This is a genomic window from Paenibacillus wynnii (assembly GCF_030812855.1).
Lineage (GTDB): Bacteria > Bacillota > Bacilli > Paenibacillales > Paenibacillaceae > Paenibacillus_AQ > Paenibacillus_AQ wynnii_A.
Genome location: NZ_JAUSTK010000002.1, coordinates 324,503 through 347,148, shown reverse-complemented (window position 1 = coordinate 347,148; position 22,646 = coordinate 324,503). Strand labels below are relative to the sequence as shown.

Genomic DNA, 22,646 nt, shown 5'->3' with positions numbered 1-22,646 from the left:
CAATGATGAACTGTTGATTGGCTAAGATTACACATGAAGAGGGGCAGCGAGAACGGAAGAAACATCTGCCCCTCTTTTTGTTTTATAAAAATGGTTGTAACAATGCTTACGAAGAGAGTTTTGCCCCCACGCAAAACTTAAAGATGATGCTTACGAAGAGAGTTTTGCCTACGGCAAAACTTATAGATGATGCTTACGAAGAGAGTTTTGCCTACGGCAAAACTTATAGGAGGAGCTAAAATGGGTGCACAAGCAAAGCAAAAAATCAGTATAAAGGCGGTGCTCTTATCCCTAGCTGTATTATTAGCTAATATCGTGGTAAACGGGCTAATTTTCAGATTTTTCCGGGATTCAACACTTAATCCGCTGGTTACTGCGGTTCTTGCCGTCCTTTGGGGCGTTCTAGGCGTTTATCTAATTTACTATACTTTGACCTGGGCGGTTGAGCGGTATCCTGTGCATGTGCGAACCAGGGTACTACCTTATGTATTTATCGGCCCCGCAGTTATTCTACTAGGCTGGTTATTGATTCTGCCTGCACTGCGGACGTTATACCTAAGCTTTTTTAATGCTTCTTCCGAGGAATTTGTGGGATTAAGCAACTATGCAGCTATATTCAGCGATCATTTGATGGCCACTGCACTGCGCAATAACTTGTTGTGGGTATTCTTGGGGACTTTGGCTTGTGTTACCTTCGGCTTGTTAATCGCTATCCTGGCAGACCGTAGCAGCTATGAGAAAATCGCTAAATCAATCATTTTCATGCCGATGGCTATTTCCTTTGTAGCAGCAGGTGTCATTTGGAAATTTATCTACTACTATCAGCCGGGTGATGAGCAGATTGGTTTGCTGAATGCAATCGTTACTTATTTTGGGGGCGAGCCGCAGGCTTGGACCAGCATGCTGCAGCCTTGGAACAACCTTTTCCTCATTGTTATTCTGATTTGGATGCAAACAGGTTTTGCGATGGTTATTTTCTCGGCAGCAATTAAAGGCGTACCCGAAGATATTATGGAGGCTGCTCGTGTGGACGGCGCCGGTGAGATCAAAATCTTTTTTGGTATTATGATCCCGTATATTTCAACCACGATCCTGACGGTCACAACAACTATTATTGTCTTTACATTGAAAATATTTGACGTCGTCATGGTGATGACGGGTGGTCAATACGATACAGAGGTAGTAGCAACACAGTTCTATCGACAGTTCTTTATGTACCGAAACTTCGGTTACGGTTCGACGCTGGCTATCGTTCTGCTAATTGCAGTTTTACCTGTAATTCTTATTAATCTGCGTCAGTTCCGCAAGCAGGGGGGATTCTAAATGGTCGGTAAGAAAAAAAGAAAAGGTGGCAAGACGGTAGTTAATATCGTCCTCGGGTTTATCTGCTTCATATGGCTGCTTCCAACACTGGGTCTCTTTATCTCATCCTTTCGGCCAGCTGCAGATATTCTGCACACCGGCTGGTGGAAGATATTCCCCCATCAAGAATGGAAGTCTGGCAAGACCATTCAGCTCTCCAAGGATGTAGATCTTCGCCAGCCTATTGAAGTGAATGGAAAGACCTACAGTGATGATCAGTTAAAAGCAGGTGTTGCAGCAGACGACGGCCGATTACTATGGGAGAATCGCAGAGCACGTACTGTGAATGTCCAGGATAAGGGATGGCAAGTAAAAACGGATGTTACACTCGATAACTACAAAAATGTCCTATCGGGTAAGGAATACAAGATTAAGGAAGCAGACGGCACCGTAATCACACAGAAGGGCTCCGGTCTCTCCCAAGCCTTCTGGAATACACTTACGATCGCTGTTCCTGCGACTGTAATTCCGGTCTTGATCGCTTGTTTTGCCGCTTATGCCTTCGCTTGGCTGCGGTTTCCGGGACGCAAAACCTTGTTCGTCATTATTATTGCGATGCTCGTAATACCGATTCAGGTAGCACTTATTCCAGTGCTGAAGGATTTCACATCACTTGGCCTGAACGGAAGTTATCTGGGGATTTGGTTAGCCCATACTGCATTTGGATTACCGCTGGTTACGTACTTTATGTACAACTTTATCAGCCAATTACCGAAGGATCTGTTTGAATCAGCCTTTATTGATGGTGCGAGTCACTTCACGATCTTTAGCAAACTGATTCTACCGTTGTCCGTACCTGCATTGGCTTCTATTAGTATCTTTCAATTCTTATGGGTCTGGAATGATTACCTCGTCTCGCTTATTTTCATTGGAAATCAGCCGTCAGTACAGGTTATGTCTATGAAAATTGCCGACCTTGTGGGATCTCGGGGGAATGACTGGCATTTGCTCACCTCGGCTGCTTTTATCTCCATGCTTACGCCGCTGGCTATTTTCTTCCTGCTGCAAAAGTATTTTGTCAGAGGTCTCATGGGCGGATCGGTCAAGGGTTAAACATGATCTGAAGTTAACATAAACAGAGCAGACTGCTTTTAGGAGGAGCCTTATAGAGATGAAGATGAAACCATACGAACATCCAGAAGCATTATATCCTTACCGTGAGTGGAGCTTGGGTGAGGATGCTTATAATGATGAGAACAACCAACGCAGTGAGAGTATATTTGCACTTGGCAACGGCTATATCGGGATGCGGGGTAATTTTGAAGAAGGTTATCATGGTCGTGAAGGAACGTCTGTAACCGGCAATTATCTTAATGGATTTTTTGACTCGGAACCTATTGTCTATCCGGAGGGTGCCTATGGGTATCCTTCCCGTAACCAGGCTATGCTTAACGTTACCGATGCCAAAATTATTGAACTCCGAATTGATGGACATCCCTTTCATTTAAATACGGGTCATGTGCATCGGTATGAACGGAAACTCGACATGAAGAATGGTATTTTGCACCGGCTGGTTGAATGGGAATCGCCAGCTGGTCACCGCGTACTCCTGCAAATCCGGCGGATGGTAACCTTGCAGCATAAACATTTGGCAGCCGTAGATTATGAGGTTACGGCCCTGAATTTTGACGGTATGGTTACGTTTCATTCGATTATGGACGGCAAAATTGCCAGACAGGAAGTTACTGATGATCCGCGCCTCGGGGCGGGCAGTGCCGAGCCAAGTTTGCTGCTGGAAGGGTCCGGGCATGGTGAATCCCTTATCTGGATGAAGCAGCGGACACGGCATACACGGTTTGCACTGTTCACAGCTATGAGTCACACCGTGCATTCGTCATCCGGCTATGAAATGACGGAGAAGCTGGACGGAGAACGAATCTCTGCAGAGTTTGCCGTTCCGGTACTTAGCGGGGAAACCGTATCGCTCACCAAATACATCTCCTATCATACTTCCAAGGATTATCCGGAAGAAGAACTGATGGGTCGGAGTGTTAATGTGCTGCAGATGGCGGAGGATACAGGCTTTGAGGGTCTGGCTCTAGAACAACAAGCCTATTTGGATACCTTCTGGAGTCGAACAGATGTAGAGATCAACGGTGATCCTGCATTGCAGCAAGGCATTCGTTTCAATGCGTTCCAGCTGCTGCAATCCGTGGGTCGGGACGGCGTTACGAACATCGGTGCCAAAGGCCTGACAGGTGAAGGTTATGAAGGCCATTATTTCTGGGACACGGAAATGTACATGCTGCCCTTCTTCACATTCACCCAGCCAGAGATTAGCAAGGCGCTGCTGGAATTCCGCTATGCCACACTTGGCAAGGCGCGGGAACGGGCAGCTGTTATGTCCCAGAAGGGGGCGTTATACCCTTGGCGTACCATTGACGGGGAAGAGAACTCCTCCTATTTCCCGGCGGGTACGGCACAGGCGCATATCAATGCCGATATTGCCTATGGTCTTAAGCAGTACGTACAAGCAACGGGTGATTATGAGTTTTTGGCTGCCAAGGGTGCAGAGATTTTGTTCGAGACTTCACGTTTCTGGGCAGACATGGGACATTTCAATCCGGCACGCGGCGGGGCCTTCTGCATTGATGCGGTGACAGGACCGGATGAGTATACGGCAATCGTCAACAACAATGCATATACCAATTTGATGGTGCAGGATCAATTGAACTTTGCTTTTCAAACAGCGGGGCTGCTGGGTGAGAAGTACCCTCAGGATTATGAGCGCCTTCAGAATTCGCTCGGTCTGACAGAGGAAGAAGTTCAGGGTTGGCTGAAAGCTGCACAAAAAATGTTCATTCCTTTTGATGATGGACTGGGAATTTATGCGCAGGATGATACATTTCTAAGTAAGCGGAAGTGGGATTTCGAAAATACACCTGCAGATAAGTATCCGCTGCTCCTGAATTATCATCCCCTAGTGATCTATCGTCATCAGGTGCTTAAGCAGGCTGACTTGGTAATGGCAATGTTCCTACTGGGAGAAAAGTTCAGCTTAGCCGACAAAATCAGGAATTATAACTATTATGAGCCGCTGACCACACATGACTCGTCGTTATCTCCTTGTATCCATAGTATTATCTCTGCGGAAATAGGAGATTTGGAAGAAGCTTACGCTTATTTCGACCGTACCGTACGAATGGATCTCGATGATATTAATCGAAATGCTAAAGATGGACTGCATACCGCTGCAATGTCGGGTTCATGGATGTCCATTGTTAATGGGTTCGGTGGAATGCGACTTTATCAAGGAGAATTAGACTTTAATCCGGTATTACCTTCGCAGTGGGATAGCTACCGCTTCAAGATTGTAAGTCGTGGACAGTTGGTGGATATCTTTGTGAGCCGTGAGGAAGTAGTATACACGCTGCTAGAAGGTGAAGGTCTAGAAATCAAGCATAAGGGCCATCCATTAATGCTTCATCCGCAAGAACCGGTAAGTGTATCACTGGTTAAGAAGCTTGAGGCTGTAATCTTTGACCTCGATGGGGTGATTACAGACTCCGCGGAGTATCATTATCTAGCTTGGAAGGCCTTAGCCGAGGAGCTTGGACTGACCTTTGATCGGGCAAAAAATGAACGGCTCAAAGGTGTCAGCCGTATGGAATCTCTGGATATTGTGCTGGAAGATAGCGAGCTTCACCTCTCCGAGCAAGAGAAACTGGAGCTGGCTACGAAGAAAAATGAGAATTATAAGCAGATGATCGAACGGATTACTCCAGCAGATCTCTTGCCGGGGATTGGATCGCTGTTGGACGACCTACAGGCTCATGGAGTATCCATTGGACTGGCCTCAGCCAGCCACAATGCTCCGTTAATTCTGGAAAGATTAGAGGCGGGCCATTGGTTTCAGGCTGTCGCTGATCCGGGTAGTATCCGCAAGGGTAAGCCCGATCCGGAGATCTTCCTGCTGGCTGCCGAAATGCTGGGCGTAGATCCCGGGAACTGTATCGGTGTTGAGGATGCAGCGGCTGGAGTCAGCGCAATCCAAGCCGCAGGCATGAAGGCGGTGGGAATCGGGTCCTTCGAGCAGCTTGGAGCTGCTGATCTGCTTCTATCTTCTACCTCGGAGCTCCATTCGGACTTGCTTTTCGGATTATTGAATCGCCTATAAAAGCAAACAAAATCCCCCGTTTCTCTCCTAATAGGAAGAAAGAACGGGGGATTTTCCGCATGTCTATTAAAGAAAATCGAGATCCGAAGAAATCTGTCCCAGATGATATCTCATATGCTCAAGTTGTACCGCCTAGTTCTAGCTCCACTGGAAAAACATGCTCCATAACGACCGAATTGCCTTCCACCTGTTCAAGGATCAAGTCAACAGCCAGCTTACCCATAGCTTCAATGGGCTGGAGAATGGTTGTGATAGACGGTGTCAGGAGGCCGCGAAGAGAAATGCCGTCATAGCCGATAATCTTAATGTCCTCAGGAACCCTACGCCCGCTTTCATGGCAGGCTTTAAGGGCATAGGCGGCAATAACATCACTGCTGGCAAAGATTCCATCCACATCGGGATGTTCCTGAAACAGCACCTCCAGCAATCTCTCATATTCATGAAAGTTAAAGCCGTTGATATCGGTATGCAGAGAGGTGTGCCAAATCCCTCTCTGCTCCACGATATCTTGAAATGCCCTATATCTCTCCAGAGACAATACATTTAAATGCGGATGGCCGCCAATATGAGCCAGCTTGCGGCAGCCTTTGTCTACAAGCAGTGTGGTCGCCAATAATCCGCCCTTATAATTATCCGAACAAATATAAGGGATATCATCAGAGAGCTTCCGGTCAAAGGCGACAACCGGTAAATGGATCTGATTATAAGCTTCAACTTCCAAGGTATGACTGCCCATGATGATACCGTCTACCCTGCTTGCGCGAAGCATGTCAATATGGTCTAATTCCTTGCTTTTATCCAATTGCGAGTTGCACAGCAGCAGCTTATAACCGTTGCGGTAAGCGTGATCCTCAATATGTCCAGCTAATTCACCGAAGAAGGGGTGGGATACATGAGGAATGATCAATCCGATGATATTAGACTTGGAACGGCTAAGGGAGCGGGCCAGTTCGTTAGGACGATAGTTCAGCTCTTTCATCGCCCCGTATACTTTAGCTTTCAGCTCTTCGCTTAAATAACCCCGGTTGTTCAGCACTCTGGAGACCGTTGTAGCGGAAACGCCAGCCTGTAGTGCAACATCTTTTATTGTAGGCATGTCAATGCTCTCCTAAGTTATACGTCCTTAAGGTAGGATTCCTCCCCGGTAACTTCGTCAGCATAATGAATGGAGAACTGACGTGTAACCAGATCAGCCTGCAGGGTTGCCCGCAGATTCTCGTGATTCCAGGTTAATTCTAACTTGGAAGATACACCGGTGTCCACTACCGTAAGCTCTCCGTCAAAGACAGGATAAGAATTGCGGAATCTCATCAAGTTGAATAATCTCTTCAGTACAGGCCGTTCCAAATTCAGCTCTACTTCTTCCCGGGAGTAGTAATGGCGGTTAATATTGCGGCCCACCTTCGTTTCCTCCAACAGCTCGATATCATTCTTACCTGCCAGCAGACCCACATAATACACTTGTGGAATTCCTGGTGTGAAGAACTGAATAGCACGGGCAAGAACATAGGCGTCATCATCGTCACCGAGCGCGGAATAATAGGTGCAATTCAACTGGTAGATATCCAGATTATTATAGGCCAAGGTGTTGTATACCTTTTTAACGTTAGCACCCTGCGAGAACAGGTTGTTTTTCGTTTCTTCGATCTCCTCTGGAGTCAAAAGGTCGGCTACATCCACAATCCCGATTCCATCATGTGTATCCAGTGTGGTGAACTGCTTTCTTGGACAGATGGTCAGCCAATGGGCTAGACGCTCAGACTTACCGCTATACAGTGCATGCAGAACAAGCATCGGCAGTGCAAAATCATAGACCCAATAACCTTTCTCCGCGAGCTTCATTTGAATGCTGTAATGCTCATGGATTTCAGGTAGCAGTTCAACTCCGTACGGTTCAAGAATAGCTTTTACCTCATCAAGCATTTCCCAAGTATCTGGTTCTATAAAGAAGCAGCTCGTTCCCACCTTTTTGGTGGCGTAAGCAAATGCATCCAGACGAATGATCGAAGCTCCACGCTCGGAAAGACCCTGTAGATGATGTTTCACGAACTGTTTAGTGGTTTCAGTGTACATGTTCAAATCTACTTGTTCTTCATCGAAGGTACACCAAATTTTCTCGCTGCTTCCATCGGCAAAGGTTACGTCAATGTAAGGGGCACGGGGTTTGCGTTTATAAATGGCATCCACATCTTCTTGGGTAGGCTCTCCGCCTGGCCAAAAATCCTTATAGCGGATGAACAGGTCGGCATAGGGTGATTGGTCTTTATTATTCTTAAAATCATTGAAATACTCCGAGCTGCGGGAGATATGATTGATCATGAAATCGTACATCAAATAGAAATCCTTGCTCATCAAGGCGATATCATTCCAGGAACCGAAGTCAGGGTCCACTTCCTCATAGGTTAGCGGTGCAAAACCGCGGTCTGCAGAGGACGGGTAGAACGGCAATATATGCACCCCTCCGATGGTATCGGTAAAATGCTCTTCCAAAAGCTCCGCAGTGTCCTTTAAGTTACTCCCCAAGCTGTCGGCATAAGTAATAAGCATCACATTGTTTTTAATTGTCAAAAGTGTACTCCCCTGTCATAAGAAATTGGATTTCATGGTAACCCTTACAATCCTATTATAGGGAAGGTGCAAGATGTATGTCAACCGGTTGACATACATGCTGTATAAATTATTTTATTCAAAAATTTATGGCTTTTAAGTAGGAAAAGAGGAATGAGCAAAAGGACCACGAATTAGTTAATATTGTCGAAATTTCCCGATTTATTGTTTGATGTATGACCTTGAGCGAAGAGGAATGGGAGTGTAGATATGGGGGTTGAACGAATCTATTTCAAGACGTCCATTTATAGCCTCGTTGTGATTCTGATCCTGACTATGACGGCATCATTTCGGCTGCCGACAGTTAGTGCAGAGCAAGATTCAGCCCCGAATGTTTTGATCCTTAATTCGTACAATAAAGGATTGGACTGGACGGATGACCAGAATGAAGGTGTAGAAGAACGTTTGGAAAAAGCGGATACTATACCTACTATTCACAGTGAGTATTTAGATTGGAAACGGTATCCGACAAACGAAAACCTGAATAATTTTTATACCATGATTAAAGCGAAATATCAGGCAATTCCTATAGATGTTGTTATTGCTACGGATAATGCAGCCTTGGATTTCGCCATGAAATATCGCAAGGATCTTTTGAGTGATGCCCCTATTATTTTTAGCGGGGTAAATCAGGTAGGCGTGAATAGTATCAAAGATCGTAATAACATTACAGGTGTATTGGAAGAAATCGATCCTACAGAAACTCTAACCATGGCTTTAGAGATTAATCCTTCTATTAATAAAGTTTATGTCCTCTTTGATAATTCTGAGAGTGGCGTATCCACAGGTAAAATGATTATTGATAAGATATTATCTCTAAATCTTGGGCTGCAAGCCTTTCCTATGAACCGACTGACTAGTGAAGAAATCATGCTTAAGGTTTCTACCCTTCCTTCTAACAGCATCATTCTTATGTCGACATACTTTAGTGACGCCACAGGAAGAATTATCGAATTTGGCCGTTTTTCGAGTGAGCTCAGTGAGAACAGCCGAGTACCGGTCTACCATACTTATGATTTTGGATTAAACCATGGTGCTTTTGGCGGAAGTATGATCAGTGGAAGGATCCAGGGTCAGAGGGCTGCAGAGATGGCGCTTCGTATTCTACACGGTGACAAACCTAATAACATTCCTATATCTTCAGGGGATACCGTTCGTAAGGTATTTGATTATAATGAACTGCAGCGGTTTAACATTTCTTTGCGGGAACTGCCAAAAGGAAGCGAGGTTATTAATAAGCCCTTCTCCTTTTATGAAACGTATAAAAGCCTTGTGCTCAGTATTATAGGAGCCTTTGTCGTATTGCTTGCATTCATTGCCATCCTTTTGTTCTATGTAGGTTTAGTCAAACGGATAAGAAAAAACCTGGAGAAGAGCAACGAACGATTTGGACTTGCGGCTTACGGATCTGATGCAGTCATATGGGACCTGGATATGTCCACGATGGTTTACTACTTCTCAGACAGCTGGTATGAGCTACTTGGGTATGAGAGGGATGAGGTTGACGAAACACAGGGCGGATGGACAAAGCTTCTTCATCCGGAGGATATCGAAGAGGAGAATATGCGGCGAACCCAGCATCTGGAGGGTCAGTCGACCTATTATTACAGTGAATATCGGATGATTTCCAAAATGGGAGAGTATAGGTGGTTTCAGGCCCGGGGCAAAGTGTTGCGGAGCCCAAGCGGGCAATATATACGCTTTGCGGGCTCGATGATTGATATCACAGACCGCAAAGGCTACGAGACCAAGCTGCAAATGAGCTACCAGGAGCTGGAATCCACCTATGAAGAGCTTACGGCACTGCAGGATGAGCTGCTGGGGCAGTACAACAAGGTAGTAGAGAATCAGGAACTGCTGCAGAACAGTGAAGAGAAATACCGGCTGTTGGCTTATAATGATGTGCTCAGTGGGTTGCCTAACCGCTTGTCTTTGGGTGAAGAGCTGAGATCGTTTATTGAAGAAAATACCGACGGTCATGCGGCTGTATTCTTTTTGGATATTGATAACTTTAAGTATATCAACGATACGATGGGGCATACCTTTGGCGATCAATTGCTAATTAAAGTGGGAGAACGTCTGCTCGACCTGTCTGATGATCAAAGCAGGCATTATCGTTTTGGCGGTGATGAATTTGTAATTTTACTGAAGAATATTGAAGGTGCGAGGGAGGCAACTGCCTATGCAGAAGCTTTGGTTCTGGGTTTTAAGGAGCCTTTCCAGCTAGGGGAGAGTGTTGTTCATATTTCTACTAGTATAGGCATTGCCACGTATCCTGAGAATGGTATGAATGCGGAAGAGCTTCTTAAAAATGCCGATATTGCCATGTACAAAGCGAAAGAGGCCGGTAAAGGAACCTTCGTTATTTATGGACAAGCGATGCAGCAGCATTTTGATGAACGAATGATTATTGAAAAGCATCTAAGAAATGTAATTTCGAATAATGAGCTCTCCTTGCATTACCAACCGATAGTAAATATCACAGGAGAGATTTGGGGCTTTGAAGCTTTATTACGCTGGAATAGTCCGGTGTTAGGGTTCGTCTCTCCCCTCTCCTTTATCAGGATTGCTGAGGATTGCCGATTAATCGTACCGATCGGGGAATGGGTGCTGCGCACAGCCTGCCTCTTTATCAAGGACCTGCATGGAAAGGGTTATGAAGGGTATCGGGTATCCGTTAATATCTCCGTCATTCAATTAATGTTGGAGGATTTTTCGGATATGGTACTTTCAATCCTGCAAGAAACTGGACTCTCCCCGGAATTTCTTGAGCTTGAGATCACAGAATCAATCTTCATGGAGTCCTTTGAGAGCATTGGGACTAAGCTGGAGCTTCTAAGGAATAAGGGCATTAGTATTGCGTTGGATGACTTTGGTACCGGATATTCTTCACTCAGTTATTTGAAGCAATTGCCGATAAATACATTAAAGATAGATAAGTCTTTTATCGACAGCATTGATACCCACAACAATATGTCTTTGGCAAGCTCTATCGTGACCATTGGCCATGATATGGGGCTGAATGTTACAGCGGAGGGGGTGGAAACGTTAGAGCAGCTTGCTTTTCTCGAGCAAACAAATTGCGACAAAATCCAAGGCTATTATATCAATAGACCGATTGTTGAAAGAGAGGTGGAGGACTGGATAAAGAGCCAGTTAGCAGATCGTTTGAAATCTTGATTATACCGATCCTATTTCTATGTGAATTGTTACAAATAGCAGTATTGTAACTGGTAAACATGCCCAACGCATAATATAATAATATAAAAATAAATTTAAATTGAGAAGGGATGGCTTAAATGTTTAGAAAAGTACTAGCAAGCAGCTCGATCTTGTTTTTGGCCTTATTTCTGGTAAGCACTTCTGTCTTTGCAGCAACAACGGATGCTACTACTCTCACTGAAAATCAACAAGAGGCTTTAAGAATTATTGAGACAGCTAACGCTGAAATTGCAGCAAAGATCGACACAGCGATTGCGGAAGCAGATGTACTGCAAGCTACCTATGTAGCTGAGATCAGAGAGATTCAGAAGAATGAAAAGGGATTAACTCTAACGAAATTGATGGCAGAGCGCAAGGCAGAATATACTAAAGTCTTAAATGAAATTAGTACTACCCTCTATAATGAAACGTTGGCAATCTCTCAAGAAGCCATCAGACAGGCTGCTGAACTCGGAGTTACTGCAGAATGCAGTTGGGTTTTGGTGAAGTTGGCTGATACAACGGTGTGGATTGATCCTATAGCTGTATCTATGTAAGGAAGGAGCGAATCACATGAGGGGCTTAAGCCTTGGAAAAGACGGAGATGGCATAGAAAAAGAACAACAAGGTTCTTCCAACTTTTCCCTTTTGGCAAAAGGTGACGGCTCGGAAGTGATCTTGCAAACTATCGAAAAAGGAAAAGTGTTTTATGTGTACCCTAGTGAAGATGCAGAGACGCTGGAGTTCTTTTACATACTTGAAGGTGAATGCACAAGTAACGTCGATGAAAAAAATGTTGTACTAAAACCAGGCGACTATTTTTACTCGCAGCAACTGCAGGATTCGGTATTCTTTAATGTATTAACTGACATAAAGATGTTGTGGTATACTACTAAACCTGCGTTCCACTTAATTAGTTCCATGATCGGAAAGCTCGCAACTGTAGTTAAGAAAGTGGAAGAAAAGGATAATTATACTTATCAGCACAGCGGAAGAGTACAGAAATACTGTTTGCAATTAGCCATCATGTTAAAGCTATCGAAGGACCGTTTGGAAGACTTATATTTCGCAGCCGCATTCCATGATGTAGGAAAGATTAATATTCCAGAAGATATTCTGAATAAGCCAGGGCGTTTGACAGATGAGGAGTTTGATATCGTTAAACGTCATTCTTACGATGGATATGTTTTAGTGAAGGATCTTTACTATAATAATATTAGCCACATTATTCTCCAACATCATGAACGACTGGACGGTTCGGGTTATCCTTACGGCCTGAAGGAAGATGAGATTATGCTGGAAGCCAAGATAATCGGAATTGTGGACACTTTCGACGCAATGACCTCAGATCGTCCTTACCGTAAAGGACTTGATGCAACGATTGCTATGGCAGAGTTAAAACGATTGTCGGGAATTCATTATGATGCTCATCTTGTTGATTTGTTTGAAAGAGCATTAATCGTAGATGGAACATTGCAACCCGCTGAATAAAAAAAGAGCTATTCCTATAGGAATGGCTCTTTTTCTTGGTGCGCCCAGCATGGGCGCTATCTCAAGGGTGTGCGCCTAGCCAAGCTAGGCACAACTAGCCGGTGCAAGTCCGGTCGAGGTAAGAACCAAGTCACCTCGTAGCTGACAGGCAACTGGTGGAGAGATCCTAAGGTTGAAGCCCTGTGACAAAGTAACTCCCTGTGGAGTGCGAGCAAAACAGCAGACCGTAACATAAAGTGAATCCTGCCACATCGTCAAGATAAACCCGAAAGGGACAAGAGAGAGTCGAGCCTCAATCCTATGGGCGAAGACCATGGAACGTGTGAAGAACTTGGAGTTGCAGCACGGAAGAACTCTCCGGTGTAAGGGGATCGGTATGTTGTGAAAGTTGTGTCTAGAACTAGGGAGACCCTCCCCCTCACGAGATCGTAGATCGTAAATCGTAAAGAGTGAGCTTATAAGCCCGAAAGGCGAAGTGGCGAGCTGTGGGAAGGGAGTCGGAGGGGGTCATACTACCGATGAAGTGAGGACAACAAAACCTCATGGAGGGAAGGACCCCTGCTTTGTTCAAGCAAGTGGAGGAGGTAAGAGCAAGTGAATGCAGTAAAACCTGCTAACTACGCCAAAGTAAAAGCTCAAGAACTTCAAAACAAGCTATATCTTGCCGCCAAGGGGAATCCTCACCGCAGGTTTCATGCGTTATACGACAAAATTTACCGGGAAGATGTACTTTGGGAAGCATGGAGACGAGTGAAAGGCAATCGAGGTAGCGGTGGAATTGATGGAGTAACCATCGATTTAATCATAAAAGAAAATGGAGAACAGCGACTGGTGGAAGAAATCCGTGAGCAGCTCATTAAAGGAACTTATCATCCTTTGCCAGCACGGCGTAAAGAAATACCGAAGCCGGATGGGAAATTGCGTCCGTTAGGCATACCTATTGTGCGTGATCGAATTGTACAAATGGCAACGAAAATGGTACTAGAACCCATATTTGAGACGGATTTCAAAGACTGTTCCTATGGATTTCGTCCTAAAAGAGATGCAAAGGGAGCAATCCGACATATTCGTCGCGCCGTGAAGAAAGGCGTATATTGGGTAGTCGATGTCGACATAACCGGATACTTTGACAATATCCCACATGAGAAATTAATGAAACTTATGGAGCAAAGAATTTGCGACAAAAGGATATTAAAGCTCATACGGAAGTGGTTGAAGGCAGGCTTCGTAAAGGACAATCAGTTCCACGAGACCGAAACTGGAAGTCCTCAGGGTGGGGTCATTTCTCCATTGTTAGCTAACATTTATCTCAATTATCTCGATACAATTTGGGAAAAGAAATTTACCGAATTAGGCACACTGGTGCGTTATGCAGATGATCTGGTCATCCTTTGCAAAACCAAAGAACAAGCCTCGGAGGGCATCAACGTACTCAAAGCAGTATTTGGAAAACTAGAACTGCAAATGAATACGTCCAAATCCAAACTCATCAACCTATGGGGGGATAAAGAAGGATTCGACTTCTTAGGAATGCATCACCGAAAAATTTCAAAACAGATTAAGGGGAGGAATATTCACCTTCTCCGAAGCTATCCATCGAAAAAAGCCATGAAGAAAATGAGACAAAAGGTAAAGGAGATAACGGAACCGCGTAGTCGACTAAGCTGGTCTATGAATCAGATAGTTAAGGTACTTAATCCACGGATACAAGGATGGAAGAATTATTATGCATTCGACTCGTTTGCCGACAAATTTCTAGATAAAATCGATTGGTATATTCGGAAGAGGCTTACGTTGTTTTGGAATAAGAAACACCAACGTCGTAACAAGCATAGCCAGTCCAGTTTGGTGGGCACTTTAGCCCAGCTTTCTGGTCTGAAGAAACTAGCTGCTTGAGAAAGAACCGTAAGTGGAAGAAAGAAGAGCATCGGAAAGCCGGATGAGGGAAAACCTCATGTCCGGTTTGATGAGGAGGGGCTGAAATCCAGTCCTTTACTCTACGAAAGTCCTGAGCGGGGGCTGGCAAGCGCCTACCGTTAGCCAAGAGCAAGGGTGTCCGCCGTGAGGCGGAATCTGAAGGAAGCTGGAGGCAAAGGCACGGCCTGAGGTACACGAATCCAATATGAGGCGGTTGCAGCCGGATAAGTCACCAAGCCATGACGAAATCCTAAGCTGCCAAAGGCTGCAGCCGTAAACTTGGGCAGGCGCGGGCGGAAAGATGACGTTCTTATCTGGGGAGACCTGTTAGGTAAGCAAGAAAAAAACTTGTAACCGTAGCTGAGAGGCTGCGCTGAACTGGCAGGAGTCAGCAGAGGCCATAGTACGTAAGCTGCTGCAATAGCTTACGGAAGGGCTGAACTGAAAGGAGAGAGGAAACCGATGCGTTCGCATGAAGAGCAACGACAGCCGAATATCTCGCAAGAGAGCTGCCGGCAAAGAGAAGCGGTAAAGCCGTCAGTGTATGCTGGAGCTCCGAGTTCTTCGTCGGCACAAGTCGTCCCTTCCTCTCGCGAAGACCAGAACGACTTGCTGGAGCAAATGCTCGAAGGGGATAACCTTCGGCTCGCTTACAAAAGAGTGGTGCAAAACGGAGGAGCTCCCGGTGTGGACAATGTAACGGTAGTGAATCTACAAGCTTACTTGAAAACACATTGGGAACCGGTGAAAGCCGAGCTTCTGGCGGGTACCTAAAGACCTGCGCCAGTCAGACGGGTGGAAATCCCCAAACCCGGAGGCGGTGTACGGCTGCTAGGGATCCCGACCGTAATGGACCGTTTTCTCCAGGAAGCCCTTTTACAAGTCATGAACCCGATCTTTGACGCGCAATTCTCCTGGTATAGCTACGGCTTTCGCCCGGGGAAGAGTGCGCATTACGCAGTCAAACAAGCCCTAAGATATATCCAAAGCGGCCTCAGATGGGTCGTGGATTGGACATGGAGAAATTCTTTGACCAGGTGAATCACGATATGCTGATGGCTAAAGTGGCGCGGAGAGTGACAGACAAAAGAGTGATGACACTGATTCATGCCTATCTGAACGCCGGAGTGATGGTGGACGGAAAGCTGGAGCGCAGCTGGGAAGGAACGCCACAAGGAGGTCCGCTCAGTCCGCTTTTGGCGAATATTCTACTGGATGATTTGGATAAGGAATTGACTAGACGAGGGTTGCGATTCGTACGTTATGCGGACGACTGCAACATCTTTGTGGCGAGTAAGCGAGCAGGTGAACGCGTCATGGAATCGGTAAGCCGGTTTGTAGAAGGAAAGCTGAAACTGAAAGTGAACCGGGAGAAAAGCGCGGTAGCCAGACCTTGGAACCGTAAGTTCTTAGGGTTTAGTTTCCTGAGCCAGAAACAGGCAACGATTCGCTTAGCACCGAAGACAATCTCACGATTCAAAGAGAAGATTCGTGAATTGACGAATCGAACGTGGTCGATTTCCATGGAGGAGAGAATTAGCCGCTTAAACCGCTTTGGCTAGGTTACTTTCGACTAGCGTCGGCAAAGACGCACCTCCAGAACCTGGACCAATGGATTCGGAGAAGACTCCGAATGTGCCTATGGAAGCAATGGAAACGAGTCCGAACACGAATTCGGGAACTACGAGCGCTCGGCGTTCCCGAATGGGCCTGTTTCATGATGGGAAACTCACGCAGAGGCGTATGGAAAATGTCCCGGAACATAAATAATGCCCTTCCTACTTCCTATTGGGAAGCGAAAGGGCTGAAAAGTTTGCTTTCACGTTATCTGGAGCTTGGTTAACCTTTTGGAACCGCCGTATGCGGACCCGCATGTACGGTGGTGTGAGAGGACGGGGGCTTACCGCCCCCTCCTACTCGATTGCCATAATTAATTAAAGAAACTAGAATGTATGACAATCAGTTACTCTATTAATTCAATATGTGATTTCAAGTCTAGTTGCAACGAATTTACAGAATACCAATTCCTGAATCCAATTCCAATCGCACTAAAATCGGAAAGCATATTTGTTCTGTAAACTTCTACAATGGATGTATCTTGATCAGCAACAGAAAATACATAATCTCCATTATTCTCAAGTCTCACTTGTAATATCTCAACATTCCGAGCTATATTATAACTAAATATCGGATCAATAGATTTGGATAAAACAACTTTTTCATTGTTAAAAATACCCCAAATATATGTCTCACCACGTTTTGTTCTAAAGATAATACCCGCTTGATATGCAGACACTTTAGGTTCTTGTGCAATAGAAATCTGTACATTATATATAAAATTTTGATTAGGCTTTATATGATACATAAATTTAGGAGAATTATTGTAATCATATTCTTTATCAGTTTGAAAGCAAAACTTAATAATATTTTCGTCAGACTTAATAATACCTTCTTCATTATTTTCTACTTTCCATTTCATTTCAGGCATCTCTTTCTGTTGTATTTCCCGTAATGAATAAAGCATAATTAAAACTTCTTTTAAATAAGTTTTTAAGGAATTTTCTAATATTATTGCTTTTTCTGATTTCACTTGTACACTAAATGATCGGTTTTCTCTAATTAAACTTTTTAAATAAACTGCAATAACTGTTTTCCATTCTTTAATAAGTTGTGCGGATGTCTCCTCTATTTTTTCTATTAAGGTAATATTTACTGAAAAACGCTTAAATTGTATCACTAATTCTGCGTTAAGTACTTCCTTTGATTTAACCATTCCTAATAACTTGGAGCCAATGTATTCAGTAGTTTTTCCGTTGTTGTTCTCTTGGTGCTGTTCCATTGCTATAATCTCATTATTTATCGGTGCATTTAGGATCTCGTTTATACAGGTAATAAGTAATTCTGATTCTAGTGGTTCTATATGTAAGCTTTCAATTGAAAGAAAGTATTCTGTAGTATATGTTTCATGAGAGGATGTCGCCAAACTTTCTAACATTTCCCTAGTGATAACAAATTCATCATATTTATAACCTTCATTTTTCTTTTGTGCACTGTCCATAATATAATAAACCCCTGTTGTGGCATTGTACCCTTTAATTAAAAATAAATGCATCCAATCAGATACATTATAATGATGACTGTAATAAAGCGTTTTCAAGTTGCCGAAGACTAGAACTGGTCTTTGGAGATCTATTTGTTTCCTAATAATCGCATGTGTATCCTTGCACAGGGGGAAATAGTGTACTTTTAGACCTAAAAGACTCATAACTTCTTCAGTGTTCTTACAAAACTGGTTAAAATCATTTTTTAAATTCGAACTATGATATAACTCAAAACACTTCTGAAGAATAAGATAATAGTTTGATAAGTAACTCCTTTTCCCCTCTGCAACAATTAATAACGTTTTTTCTAGACAATTCACCTGATCAAGTAAATAATTATCTTTGTTTGGATGGATAAAAGGTAAAATTAAAGTCATACTCATAATCTCCAATCTGATTAGAATAATGAGCCACTTCTGTAAATTAAGTAGTCGAAGTTAAAAGTTCAACTTAATATCTACACTTTCTAGATGATTAAGTTTGAATTTATTGTTCGGAACGAACCTATCCTGATATTCTTTCTACATCTATCAAAGTAATAACACAGTTACACAAATCTTCAACGGTTTCAAAGATTATAATATCTAAATCTTCATCATTAAATTCAATAGCAAACTCAATTTCAATTAATACCATTATTTTAATAAAAGAGAGCGAATCGATACCGATCTCTGACAGCTTATCGGTAACTTGAATATCAGAAAGTGTAACTCTTGACTCCTTCAATGTTTCTCTTACAATAGAAAAGACTTTGTCATAAATATTCTGCATAGTTTAGCTCCTTTATTTTTTTCAAGGGACCTTGAATCTTTGTTTCTACGTGTTCTATTGGAGTTATGTATAGACAAACACATACATACTGTTTTATAAATGCGAAAGTGATTGTTCGCGTTACTTTCCAAATCTAGCACTATCTTGTATCCACGAAAAGTCACCCCTCTCAAAAAGATTCGACAGATCCAGATCCTATAAACCTCCAGATCTTATACACACTTCAACCAAAAAATTGATATATTGAAATGAGAAATAAGCAAACACATCATTCAACCACTTTGGTGAAAAATCAGCAGATAATTCGCTGCTTTAAAAAAATGAAGCATCGCTGTGAAATTGATTTGCACAAGAGTGCCGTATAGAGACTTCTTTCTGATCAAACGAAGAACGGGAATGATGTCAATGGTACATCAAAGTTAATAAAGTGTATCTATGGGATTTTGTGTCATGTAAAAAATTATATCTCCAAAGTTTTTTTATATCAACCTCATAATTTAAAACTTATATTGTTCCTACTTTACACCTAAGTTAGAAGTTGTTATTATTTTTCAACCCATGCTCCAACCCGAATCTTCCTGTAACCCTTAAAATAGAAAGGACGATGTAAATTTTTGACTAGTATTATATTCCCATAAAGTCATATAAATGGTATGCTATTAAAAAGTTGTGCAAACGATTTCTAAAATTGAGTAGGAGGAACTGTATGATCATTGAGACAAATAATAAAACAACTGTCTTGAATAGATATATAAATCAATGAGGGAATAAATGAGGACGCCTGCCTTGCATTAACATTCCCAATAAATGAAGCGGAGAGCGTTCTGAAAAGGCTTTTTGAAAAAGGGAATAGGCAGGAATTATTTGTAGAACTCGATATCAAAAAAGGAGAACTTCATGGAAGGTCTAATTGATATTCAGGCTAATGCCGTTGTGGGATTAGAGGAAGGAGCGTAATGGAAGAAGAGATTAAATTAGTTAATATGGGTGGCCACGAGTGCTTTCTATCCGTTATTGCTACACTGCTGCGAATGAAGGGATTAAGTGAAGATTTGCTTTTATCGTATGCCTGGAGATTTTATTTACAGCGTGATTTTGGAGAACTGCAGGTTAAGGTGCTTTCATGGCTTGATAATATGGAATTAAGTAAAAGCGCTATTTTAATGATCAGAGAACGCTTATGCCGGTATGGATATGAACTGATGCCTGCACCAGATAGTAGCTGGGTCGCACGTACGGAAAATATGCTTAGTAATGGCCAACCTATACTTTTGTATTTACCCACTAAAGAATATGCCATTATTACGGATATTAATAGAACTTTTAATCAGTTCATAATTATTACTGCGAATGACTCGGAAAAAAGGGTGATACCATTCTCCCAGCTTAATAATGTTAAAGCTTACCTCTTTATTGAGGTGAACTCGCTCTCAGCAGCCAGGGAACTTCAAAGTAATCTGATAGTTGGTCTGGATAGATTAACACTCCTTGTAAAACTGAGATCATTATATGGGCTGGTTCTAAAATTTCAGGAAGGCTCTCAAAATCTTCGTGAAAAAGTCAAGGATAGAACCGGTGTAATCGTATTAGGAGATACGTATCATCTTCCTTTTACTGATTTATATGAAAAAAAACATATGCCTAGATACTTTATAGTTGAGAAGTATGCAGAAGATCATTTTTATATTCTCGATCCATTAAGTGAGACCAAGGGTTGGTATACTCAGGATGAAATTGAGAAGGCTTACATAAACGAGGGAAATACCTGCTGGACTACTGAGTGGAGAGATTATATTTCTATTACACCGGATCAAAACCGCCGAAAGGCAATCGCTGAAACTGTTGAACATATGGAGCAGCAACAGTTTTCCGGACATGGATTTAGAGGCATAGAGCAGTTAATTGAAGATATGAATCACCTTCGGACCTGTGAAACTTCAGTAATTAACCAGCGCTTAGAGCTTATATACTCTCAGTTAAGCAATATTAATAATATACGGGATCATTTTGTGAATATATTCTTGGATGCACTGAAAGCGGAGGAAAAAGAGTTTTTTAATAAAGGATATACAGATATACGGAAGCACTGGATGATAATGAAGCCTTTGATGGTACGTGCACTAGTCAGAAGTGACTGGAAGCCGGTAGAGAATGTGCAGACACATCTTCTTGAAATTATTGAGATGGAGAAGGCTTGGCTCCACGCCATTCATGACAGAATTTTAGAAAAAGAGGAAGAGTAATATGCAACATGAGATTCGTATTTTAGTTGCCGAACTTGATGGTGCTGGAAGTTTTGGGTTTGCCTTGATGAAAACTGCAGAACTAGATGAACGTTTGCTGCATCAGTTAAGAGCGTTGAACATATCTCTTGGAGAAGATACCCTGCTGGATAAGGGTGGGTTATTCGGGGGACTGCCAATAAAATTAATGATCACCGAGAATTAGGAAGAAGCTTATAAGCTTATGCCCACTGCTGACTTTCTGAGAACAAAAGGATTACCCCTGCGTAGTGAGCATTTAACTTCCGCACACTCTCTAAAGTTTATCCAGTTCTATGGACAAGATCATCGTGAGGTTGATTTTACTGCAATCAAGGAAAGGGCAATACCTTACGATATTTATGCAAGGTTGGCACATTCAGCAGTAGCGGAGCAGGCACTTTTGCTGATGCTTGCCGGCATGCGTGATTTGCGTTCAGGAGAAAGGGTAGTTCGAGAAGCAGAAAACCCGTTTGGGTACTCCGCAACTTCCTAATGGAGAGGCCGATCTTTCCTTTGTTAAATATGCAGCTCAAGAAATCGGCCGGGCCATGAACAGCTATAAAGTTATTTGTGTTAAGAGTACCGTTCCCGTTGGTACTAACGACAAAATAGCTGAGTGGATTAAAGCTTGTTATACAGGAAGATTTGACCTCGCTTCACTGCCTGAGTTTTTAAGAGAGGGTTCAGCTATTCATGATACTCTTCATCCAGACCGGGTTGTAATCGGTGCAAATAGTGAATCTGCTATCGAACTGCTAACTAGAACCGATTCTTTTATCCAGTCCCATTCCCCGGGCTACCTCTGTTACATCGGCCTGAACCTTTTCACAAATGTTCGCGATCTCATTAATAAAGGAAATTTTTGTGGCCAAAAATGCATTAGATCTTTCTTAAGAGCTGGCATCGGCTACGGAGGCTCCTGTTTCCCTAAGGATACAAAAGCACTGATTCAAATTGCCGGAAATATTGAATATGATTTCAAACTTCTTAAGTCAGTCGTAGAGGTTAATAATAGCCAATATAGTAAAATTGTTGAGAAATTACAACAGGCACTAGGTAATCTTGCAGGACGAACAGTGGGTGTATGGGGTCTGGCTTTTAAACCGGATACGGATGATGTTAGAGAATCACCTGCTCTGCAAATTATTAAGGCATTAATTAAACTAGGGGTAAAACTAAACTTGTATGATCCGGTAGCGATGAATAATTTCCGCCGAATTTACGACCACCCTTCTATGACATGGTGCGATTCAGCATTGCAAGCTGCAGAAAACTGCGATGCCGTCTGTCTGCTAACAGAATGGAGAGAATTTGTGGAAGTGGATCTGGCGTCAATCAAATCAGCAATGTCTGGGGTTGTATTAATCGATGGTAGAAATACGATCCTTGCAGAAAAGGCAAGGACGCTTGGGTTCTCCTATTATCCTATTGGTAGGCCGGCACTCCAATCTCAAAGCAATATTCCTGAATGTGTGTAAGGCATGGTTCCTGACTTAAACCGCTATATGATGGGTTGGCTAGGTTACTTTCGACTAGCGTCGGCAAAGACGCACCTCCAGAACCTGGACCAATGGATTCGGAGAAGACTCCGAATGTGCCTATGGAAGCAATGGAAACGAGTCCGAACACGAATTCGGGAACTACGAGCGCTCGGCGTTCCCGAATGGGCCTGTTTCATGATGGGAAACTCACGCAGAGGCGTATGGAAAATGTCCCGGAACATAAATAATGCCCTTCCTACTTCCTATTGGGAAGCGAAAGGGCTGAAAAGTTTGCTTTCACGTTATCTGGAGCTTGGTTAACCTTTTGGAACCG

At 43.2% G+C, this 22,646-nt stretch carries 16 protein-coding genes and 4 pseudogenes; 15 read left to right on the top strand and 5 right to left on the bottom strand.

Annotation, left to right across the window (positions count from 1 at the left end):
• Positions 1–17: 17 nt before the first annotated feature.
• From J2T20_RS03495 to pgmB, 4 genes are read left to right on the top strand one after another with little or no spacing between them, the layout of a single operon-like run.
• On the top strand, positions 18–239 hold the full coding sequence (locus J2T20_RS03495) for a hypothetical protein (RefSeq protein WP_307585585.1): 222 nt from the start codon (positions 18–20) through the stop codon (positions 237–239).
• 1 nt (position 240) lies between these two features.
• Positions 241–1,323: a carbohydrate ABC transporter permease gene (locus J2T20_RS03490; RefSeq protein WP_307585583.1), complete on the top strand. Its 1,083-nt coding sequence runs from the start codon at positions 241–243 to the stop codon at positions 1,321–1,323.
• On the top strand, positions 1,324–2,415 hold the full coding sequence (locus J2T20_RS03485; RefSeq protein ID WP_307585581.1) for a carbohydrate ABC transporter permease: 1,092 nt from the start codon (positions 1,324–1,326) through the stop codon (positions 2,413–2,415).
• A gap of 58 nt (positions 2,416–2,473) precedes the next feature.
• Entirely contained in the window at positions 2,474–5,479 is a 3,006-nt protein-coding gene (gene pgmB / locus J2T20_RS03480) for a beta-phosphoglucomutase (RefSeq protein WP_307585579.1), read from the top strand.
• A gap of 118 nt (positions 5,480–5,597) precedes the next feature.
• Here the strand turns inward: pgmB and J2T20_RS03475 are convergent, their stop codons facing one another.
• Positions 5,598–6,575 (bottom strand): LacI family DNA-binding transcriptional regulator, encoded by a 978-nt coding sequence (locus J2T20_RS03475; RefSeq protein ID WP_307585578.1) that lies wholly within the window; start codon positions 6,573–6,575, stop codon positions 5,598–5,600.
• A 17-nt stretch (positions 6,576–6,592) separates the two neighbouring features.
• Positions 6,593–8,047: a sucrose phosphorylase gene (gene gtfA / locus J2T20_RS03470; RefSeq protein ID WP_307585576.1), complete on the bottom strand. Its 1,455-nt coding sequence runs from the start codon at positions 8,045–8,047 to the stop codon at positions 6,593–6,595.
• Between the two features lie 249 nt (positions 8,048–8,296).
• Here gtfA and J2T20_RS03465 point away from each other — a divergent pair, with 249 nt between their 5' ends.
• From J2T20_RS03465 to ltrA (J2T20_RS03445), 5 genes and pseudogenes are all read left to right on the top strand, one after another.
• Positions 8,297–11,266: an ABC transporter substrate binding protein gene (locus J2T20_RS03465; RefSeq protein ID WP_307585574.1), complete on the top strand. Its 2,970-nt coding sequence runs from the start codon at positions 8,297–8,299 to the stop codon at positions 11,264–11,266.
• A 119-nt stretch (positions 11,267–11,385) separates the two neighbouring features.
• Complete coding sequence (locus J2T20_RS03460; protein ID WP_307585572.1) at positions 11,386–11,844, top strand: hypothetical protein; 459 nt, start codon at positions 11,386–11,388, stop codon at positions 11,842–11,844.
• A gap of 16 nt (positions 11,845–11,860) precedes the next feature.
• On the top strand, positions 11,861–12,778 hold the full coding sequence (locus tag J2T20_RS03455) for an HD-GYP domain-containing protein (RefSeq protein ID WP_307585570.1): 918 nt from the start codon (positions 11,861–11,863) through the stop codon (positions 12,776–12,778).
• A 594-nt stretch (positions 12,779–13,372) separates the two neighbouring features.
• On the top strand, positions 13,373–14,674 hold the full coding sequence (gene ltrA, locus J2T20_RS03450; RefSeq protein WP_307585569.1) for a group II intron reverse transcriptase/maturase: 1,302 nt from the start codon (positions 13,373–13,375) through the stop codon (positions 14,672–14,674).
• A gap of 483 nt (positions 14,675–15,157) precedes the next feature.
• Positions 15,158–16,538, top strand: a pseudogene (gene ltrA / locus J2T20_RS03445) (group II intron reverse transcriptase/maturase).
• A 120-nt stretch (positions 16,539–16,658) separates the two neighbouring features.
• Here the strand turns inward: ltrA (J2T20_RS03445) and J2T20_RS03440 are convergent.
• Both J2T20_RS03440 and J2T20_RS03435 read right to left on the bottom strand, forming a co-directional pair.
• Positions 16,659–18,173 carry a hypothetical protein gene (locus J2T20_RS03440; protein WP_307585567.1) on the bottom strand — a complete coding sequence of 505 codons (1,515 nt, stop codon included), beginning with the start codon at positions 18,171–18,173 and terminating at the stop codon, positions 16,659–16,661.
• A 127-nt stretch (positions 18,174–18,300) separates the two neighbouring features.
• Positions 18,301–18,567, bottom strand: a complete 267-nt coding sequence (locus J2T20_RS03435) for an acyl carrier protein (protein ID WP_307585566.1) — start codon at positions 18,565–18,567, stop codon at positions 18,301–18,303.
• Between the two features lie 956 nt (positions 18,568–19,523).
• Here J2T20_RS03435 and J2T20_RS03430 point away from each other — a divergent pair.
• The 4 genes and pseudogenes from J2T20_RS03430 to J2T20_RS03415 form a co-directional block, all read left to right on the top strand.
• Complete coding sequence (locus J2T20_RS03430) at positions 19,524–20,810, top strand: hypothetical protein (RefSeq protein WP_307585565.1); 1,287 nt, start codon at positions 19,524–19,526, stop codon at positions 20,808–20,810.
• Position 20,811: 1 nt separating this feature from the next.
• Positions 20,812–21,015 carry a hypothetical protein gene (locus J2T20_RS03425; RefSeq protein WP_307585563.1) on the top strand — a complete coding sequence of 68 codons (204 nt, stop codon included), beginning with the start codon at positions 20,812–20,814 and terminating at the stop codon, positions 21,013–21,015.
• 18 nt (positions 21,016–21,033) lie between these two features.
• Positions 21,034–21,324: a hypothetical protein gene (locus J2T20_RS03420; protein ID WP_307585562.1), complete on the top strand. Its 291-nt coding sequence runs from the start codon at positions 21,034–21,036 to the stop codon at positions 21,322–21,324.
• A pseudogene (locus J2T20_RS03415) lies at positions 21,302–21,526 on the top strand (UDP-glucose 6-dehydrogenase); the annotation flags it as partial. The gene J2T20_RS03420 and the pseudogene J2T20_RS03415, both read left to right, overlap by 23 nt.
• A gap of 63 nt (positions 21,527–21,589) precedes the next feature.
• On the opposite strand, the pseudogene J2T20_RS03410 reads toward J2T20_RS03415, so the two are convergent.
• Positions 21,590–21,715, bottom strand: a pseudogene (locus J2T20_RS03410) (UDP-glucose 6-dehydrogenase); the annotation flags it as partial.
• Here J2T20_RS03410 and J2T20_RS03405 point away from each other — a divergent pair.
• Entirely contained in the window at positions 21,677–22,309 is a 633-nt protein-coding gene (locus tag J2T20_RS03405; protein WP_307585790.1) for a UDP binding domain-containing protein, read from the top strand. The pseudogene J2T20_RS03410 and the gene J2T20_RS03405 sit on opposite strands and share 39 nt — an antisense overlap.
• A 15-nt stretch (positions 22,310–22,324) precedes the next feature.
• A pseudogene (locus tag J2T20_RS03400) lies at positions 22,325–22,633 on the top strand (group II intron maturase-specific domain-containing protein); the annotation flags it as partial.
• Positions 22,634–22,646 lie beyond the last annotated feature (13 nt).

What these genes read in the sequence shown, in the direction of transcription:
- J2T20_RS03420 (WP_307585562.1), top strand. Translation starts at nt 21,034, where the DNA reads ATGCCCACTGCTGACTTTCTGAGAACAAAAGGATTACCCCTGCGTAGT.
- pgmB (WP_307585579.1), top strand. Translation starts at nt 2,474, where the DNA reads ATGAAGATGAAACCATACGAACATCCAGAAGCATTATATCCTTACCGT.
- J2T20_RS03485 (WP_307585581.1), top strand. Translation starts at nt 1,324, where the DNA reads ATGGTCGGTAAGAAAAAAAGAAAAGGTGGCAAGACGGTAGTTAATATC.
- J2T20_RS03435 (WP_307585566.1), bottom strand. Translation starts at nt 18,567, where the DNA reads ATGCAGAATATTTATGACAAAGTCTTTTCTATTGTAAGAGAAACATTG.
- J2T20_RS03440 (WP_307585567.1), bottom strand. Translation starts at nt 18,173, where the DNA reads ATGACTTTAATTTTACCTTTTATCCATCCAAACAAAGATAATTATTTA.
- J2T20_RS03425 (WP_307585563.1), top strand. Translation starts at nt 20,812, where the DNA reads ATGCAACATGAGATTCGTATTTTAGTTGCCGAACTTGATGGTGCTGGA.
- J2T20_RS03490 (WP_307585583.1), top strand. Translation starts at nt 241, where the DNA reads ATGGGTGCACAAGCAAAGCAAAAAATCAGTATAAAGGCGGTGCTCTTA.
- J2T20_RS03475 (WP_307585578.1), bottom strand. Translation starts at nt 6,575, where the DNA reads ATGCCTACAATAAAAGATGTTGCACTACAGGCTGGCGTTTCCGCTACA.
- J2T20_RS03465 (WP_307585574.1), top strand. Translation starts at nt 8,297, where the DNA reads ATGGGGGTTGAACGAATCTATTTCAAGACGTCCATTTATAGCCTCGTT.
- J2T20_RS03455 (WP_307585570.1), top strand. Translation starts at nt 11,861, where the DNA reads ATGAGGGGCTTAAGCCTTGGAAAAGACGGAGATGGCATAGAAAAAGAA.
- J2T20_RS03430 (WP_307585565.1), top strand. Translation starts at nt 19,524, where the DNA reads ATGGAAGAAGAGATTAAATTAGTTAATATGGGTGGCCACGAGTGCTTT.
- J2T20_RS03460 (WP_307585572.1), top strand. Translation starts at nt 11,386, where the DNA reads ATGTTTAGAAAAGTACTAGCAAGCAGCTCGATCTTGTTTTTGGCCTTA.